Annotated in this window: 1 protein-coding gene; it reads left to right on the forward strand. The window is 69.9% G+C overall.

Annotated features, from left to right (window positions below; all coding sequences use genetic code 11):
- Nucleotides 1-106: 106 nt before the first annotated feature.
- The coding region (locus AZG88_RS36090; RefSeq protein ID WP_061700475.1) for an aldehyde dehydrogenase family protein at nt 107-1,104 on the forward strand (998 nt) is incomplete at its 3' end.

The raw sequence follows: 1,104 nt of genomic DNA on the forward strand, positions 1-1,104 counted from the left end.
TCGTTCTGGCTGAAACCGGTCGGATTCTTCGACCGCAACCCCGCCCTCGACGTCGCCCCCACCCCGGAGGCGTGCGATCACCACCATTCCCACCACGAGGACTCCGATGACTGATTTCGAACGGCTCCGCGCCACCCTGCCCACCGGTCTGTGGATCGACGGCGCCCAGACCGACCCGATCGACGGCGGCACCTTCCCGGTCTACGACCCGGCCACCGGAACCCTCATCGCCGACGTCGCCGATGCCGGCGGCAAGGACGCGATGCGCGCACTGGACTCCGCCGCGGCGGTCCAGGAGGAATGGGCGGCGACCGCGCCGCGGCAGCGGTCGATCATCCTGCGCTCGGCGTGGGAGAAGGTCATCGAGCGCACCGACGACCTCGCGCTGCTGATGACGATGGAGATGGGCAAGGCACTGCCGGAGAGCCGCGGCGAGGTGAACTACGGCGCCGAGTTCCTGCGCTGGTTCAGCGAGGAAGCCGTCCGCATCCAGGGCCGCTACACCACGTCACCGTCGGGCAGCGGACGGATCGTGGTCACCAAGGTCCCGGTCGGACCCACCCTGGCCGTCACCCCGTGGAACTTCCCGCTCGCGATGGGCACCCGCAAGATCGGCCCCGCGCTCGCCGCCGGCTGCACGATCATCGTCAAGCCCGCCGAGGACACCCCGCTCACCATGCTGCTGCTCGCCGAGATCTTCGCCGAGGCAGGCCTGCCCGCCGGTGTGCTGTCGGTGCTGCCCGCGTCGAACGCCGCCGCCGTCACCGAACCGCTGCTCGCGGACCCGCGGCTGCGGAAGGTGACGTTCACCGGATCCACCCGGGTCGGCAAGATCCTCATCGAGCAGTCCGCCCAGCAGGTTCTGCGCACCTCGATGGAACTCGGTGGCAACGCCCCGTTCGTGGTGTTCGACGACGCCGACATCGACGCCGCGGTCGAGGGCGCGATGGCGGCGAAGATGCGCAACGGCGGCGAGGCGTGCACCGCCGCCAACCGCCTGATCGTGGCCAACTCGGTGCGCGAGGAATTCACCACCAAGCTCACCGATCGGATCGCCGCACTCACCGTCGGACCGGGTAGCGAAGACGGCACCAACGTCGGCCC

The organism is Rhodococcus sp. LB1, from assembly GCF_001583455.1.
GTDB classification, from domain to species: Bacteria; Actinomycetota; Actinomycetes; order Mycobacteriales; family Mycobacteriaceae; genus Rhodococcus_F; species Rhodococcus_F opacus.